This is a genomic window from Gemmobacter nanjingensis (genome assembly GCF_014652195.1).
Lineage (GTDB): Bacteria > Pseudomonadota > Alphaproteobacteria > Rhodobacterales > Rhodobacteraceae > Gemmobacter > Gemmobacter caeni.
In genome coordinates this window covers 193,370-197,188 of record NZ_BMYI01000005.1, presented here as the reverse complement: position 1 = coordinate 197,188, position 3,819 = coordinate 193,370, and the positions used below count along the sequence as shown (strand labels likewise).

Here is a 3,819-nt window from a genome sequence, read left to right as displayed (position 1 = left end):
AAGGTCTCGATCCGCGAGCGTGATCCGGCGGATTACGACTGGAGCGCGGAATTTGAACTGCCCGACACCCCCGCCACGCCGGGCACCACGATCCCGGTCCAGCCGGTGTCAGGATTTGCCGTCAGCGCCATCGTCCTGAAGGATGCCGGGGGCGCGGGTCGGCGCGTGGCGCTGCAGCTCGGCTGGGACAGCGATCTGGATGCGCGGGGCCTGCGCTGGCGCCTCCGGCTCGCGGGCACCACCGCCATCATCCTGCGCGGCGATACGCAGGATCTGGCCGAGGGCGGCACGGTGATCAGCGCGGGCCTCTTGCCCGCCACCGCCTATGAGGTCAGCGCCCGGCTGATCTCGGGCCGCAAGACCGCCTGGACCGGCTGGCTCGGCGCCACCACCGCCAGCCTGAAGCTCGGCCCCGCCGATCTCGACTGGTCGCAGCTGGAGACGGAAATCCTCGGCCAGCTCGATGCGCTCCAGCAGTGGATCGATGGCGGGCTGGATCAGGCGGATGCGGCGCTGGATGATGTCCGGGCGGAACTTCTGGGGCAGCTGACCGACCTGCAGGGCTGGGTCAGCAATGAACTGGATCTGGTCGACGAGACGCTGGACGATGTGCGGGCGGAGGTGGCCGGTCTCACCACCGATCAGGCCGCGCAGGCGGCCGGGCTTGCGGCGCAGGCGGCGGCTCTGGCCGGTGAGGCGGCGGCGCGGGGGGATCTCGCACTGACCACCGCGCAGCATTACCGCGATCTGGCCCGCTCGATGCAGGCGCTGCGCGATTATGTGGCCGAGCTGGATTATCAGTCCTACAGCGCCCGTGAGGAGCTGCGGCGCCAGATCGGCGTGGTGGTCGAGGGCTATGCCGCCTCTTTCGACGAGCGGATCACGGTCGGGGCCAGCGCCACCGGCGCCATTGCCGAACGGGTCACGGTTCTGGAGGCGGAGGGCCAGAGCCTCGGGGCGCAGATCCTCGCGGTGGATACGGCCCGGGTGGATGGCGAGAATGCGCTGGCCCAGCAGATCGCCGCCGTCTCCGTCGGCACCAATACCCAGTTCGACCATGCGAAGATCTGGTACTTCGACACGACGGCCGAAGGCTGGACCGGATCCCCTTCGGCACCCGCTGCGGCGGGCGGATACCTGCGCCCGCCGACCGGCGCCGGGGCATGGATCGCCTCGCCCGGCGGGCTTGCCGTGGACACGCAGGTCTATTCGCAGGTCCGGGCGCGGCTCAGGCGGGTCGGGTCACCCGGCTGGACGGGCATCCTGTGGTGGCAGGCCGCCGGTCAGGGCTGGGGCGCCGGGCGCAGCCTTGCCATCCCGGAGCCGGTCTGGGTCGACGGGATCACGGATATCACGGTCACGCCGGACTGGGCGGGCCTGCTCGACCAGATCCGGCTGGATCTGGCGGCGGCGCCGGAAGGTGGCAATTATATCGAGATCGACTGGATCGCCATCGGCCGCCCCTCGCCGGGGGCCAGCCGGGCGGAGCTGGTGGCCGAACGCACGGCGCGGATCTCGGCCGATACGGCGCAGGCCAGTGCCATCACGGAACTGCAGGCCAGCCTGACCGGCGTGGGCGGCGTGGCCAGTGCCACGGCCAATGCGGTGCAGGCGCTGGATGGCCGGGTGAGCGTCGCCGAGGGGCAGCTGTCGGCGCAGGCCACGGCGATCACCGGGCTGCAATCGGATGTGGCGGGCAAGGCCAGCGCGGCGGCGGTCTCTGAACTGGCGACCGGGGTCAGCGACCTCTCGGACGGGCTGACCAGTCAGAGTGCTGCGGTGATCGCCCTGCGCAACAGCATCGATCCGCTGGCGGCCGAGGGGCTGGAGGCCCAGTTCGCGGCCTTCCTCGCCGACCGCGACCTGCGCGAGGCGGCGGCCTCGGCCGATGAGGTGATCCGCACGGATGTCACCGCCCAGGGCGCGGAGATGAACGTCCTCGCGGAAAAGATCACGCGGCTCGAGGCCACGGTGCCCGGCCTTGCCGGGGCCAGCGCGCTGGAGGCGCTGACGGCCCGTGTCACCGTGACCGAGGCCGGTCTCACCGCGCAGGCCTCGGCCATCACCGCCCTGCAATCCGACGTGGCGGGCAAGGCCTCGGCCAGTGCGCTGACCGCGCTGACCAGCCGGGTGACCGATGCGGAAACGGCGCTGACCTCGACCGCTTCGGCGGTCACCACGCTGCAATCCCAGATGGCAGGCAAGGCCAGCGCCTCGGCGGTCAGCAGCCTGACCACGCGGGTCAGCGATGCCGAGACCGCGCTGACCAGCCAGTCCGGCGCGATCACCAGCCTGCAGAATGATCTGGCGGGGAAAGCCTCGGCCACGGCGCTGAATGCCCTGACGACGCGGGTGACGGCGGCGGAAGGCGCGATCTCGTCGCAATCCTCGGCGATCACCAGCCTGCAGAACGATCTGGCGGGCAAGGCCTCGACCAGCGCCCTGACGGCCCTGACGACGCGGGTGACGGCGGCGGAAGGCGCGATCGCGTCGCAATCCTCGGCCATCACCAGCCTGCAGAATGATCTGGCGGGCAAGGCTTCGACCAGCGCCCTGACGGCCCTGACGACGCGGGTGACCGCAGCGGAGGGCGCGATCTCGTCGCAATCCTCGGCCATCACCAGCCTGCAGAATGATCTGGCGGGCAAGGCGTCGACCTCGGCCCTGACTGCGCTGACGACACGGGTGACGGCGGCGGAGGGCGCGATCTCGTCGCAATCCTCGGCCATCACCAGTCTGCAGAACGATCTGGCGGGCAAGGCCAGTTCCGCCACGGTCGGCGCGCTGACCAACCGGGTCACCACCGTGGAAACGGTGGCCGGATCGAAGAACCGGGTGTTCCGGCAGAGCGATGCCCCGACCGGGCTGACGACCGGGAATGCGGGCGATCTGTGGTTTGACACCGATGACAATGACAGGTGCTGGCGCTGGAATGGCAGCGGCTGGGTCTCGGTGCAGGACAAGAATATCCCGGCCCTGCAAAGCACCGTCGCCGCGCAGGCCTCGGCGATCACCAGCCTGCAGAGCGAGGTTGCGGGCAAGGCCAGCGCCTCGGCCCTGAGCGCGCTGGAGAGCAAGGTCACCTCGGTCGAGACCACGGCCAACAGCAAGAACAGGGTCTTCCGCGCTGCGACGGCGCCAGCCAGCCCCGGGATCGGCGATCTGTGGTTTGACACGTCGAGCAACAGCAAATGCTACCGCTGGGGCGGGGCCAACTGGATCTCGGTGCAGGACGGCAATATTCCCGATCTGCTGTCCACCACATCGGCGCAGTCTTCGGCGATCACCAGCCTGCAGAATGATCTGGCGGGCAAGGCCCCGGCCTCGGCGCTGAATGCGCTGACGACGCGGGTGACGACGGCCGAGGGCAATATCACCGCCAATGCCGGTGCCCTGACGGCGCTCAGCGCCGATGTGGGGAAGTTCGCGGCGGCAGGAAAGTTCCGGGTCAGCGTCGAGGCCACGCCATCCGGCGCCACTTCGCGGATCGGCCTTTCCGCCACGGCCTCGGGCGGGGCCACCACCCAGACGGCGGCGCTGTTTCTGGAGGCCACCAGCTCGGGCGTGGGGCGGGTGCTGGTCAATGCCGACCGCTTTGCCATCATCAACGGCGACGCGCGAGACGTGCCCTTCGTGCTCGAAGGTGGCGCCACCTACATCAAGAAGGTGATGATCAAGTCCGGCGATATCGATGCCGACAAGATCGACACCGACAGCTTCAGCACCGCCGGCATGGCGCTGTTCGGCGGCACGCTGCAATCCGACAATTATGCCCCGGGCGCGGCGGGCTGGCGCATCCGCAGGAGCGGTGTTGCCGAA

1 protein-coding gene is annotated in these 3,819 nt (G+C 69.8%); it reads left to right on the top strand.

Annotated elements, in window-relative coordinates; translation table 11 throughout:
• On the top strand, positions 1-3,819 hold a 3,819-nt coding region (locus tag IE126_RS11135), incomplete at both ends, for a phage tail tip fiber protein (protein ID WP_189380991.1).